This is a genomic window from Blastococcus sp. TF02-09, assembly GCF_003319105.1.
GTDB lineage: Bacteria > Actinomycetota > Actinomycetes > Mycobacteriales > Geodermatophilaceae > Blastococcus.
This window is the reverse complement of sequence record NZ_QOHH01000037.1, coordinates 1-510: the sequence shown is the minus strand read 5'-3', so window position 1 is coordinate 510 and position 510 is coordinate 1. Positions and strand designations below refer to the sequence as shown.

Genomic DNA, 510 nt, shown 5'->3' with positions numbered 1-510 from the left:
TTCGGAGAGTAGTCGGGCGAGGACCTCGGCTGGGGTCTTGAAGCCCAGGGTCTTGCGGGGTCGCCCGTTGAGCTTGGCGGCGATGCGGTCGAGATGGTCGGCGTCGTGGACGGCGAGGTCGCTGCCTTTGGGGAAGTACTGGCGGAGCAGCCCGTTGGTGTTCTCGTTCGTGCCGCGTTGCCAGGGTGAGTGCGGGTCGCAGAAGTAGACCGGCAGGTCGGCGGCGAAAGTGATCTCGGCATGCCTCGCCAGTTCGATGCCCTGGTCCCAGGTCAGCGAGCGGCGCAGGGCGGCGGGCAAGGTGTTGATCTGGGCGACGATGGCGTCGCGGACAGCTTCGGCGCCGTGGTCGGCCGGCAGGTGCAGCAGCATCACGAACCGGGTGCTGCGTTCGACCAGGGTGCCGATCGCCGAGCCGTTGTCCTCACCGAGGATGAGGTCGCCTTCCCAGTGACCGGGCACCGCCCGGTCGGCGACCTCGGCCGGCCGCTCGGAGATCAGCACCTTGTC

The 510-nt window shown here is 68.6% G+C and carries 1 protein-coding gene; it reads right to left on the bottom strand.

The window, feature by feature from the left end:
- A partial coding sequence (locus DQ239_RS20055; protein ID WP_113836178.1) for an IS30 family transposase occupies positions 1 to 510 on the bottom strand: 510 nt, incomplete at both ends.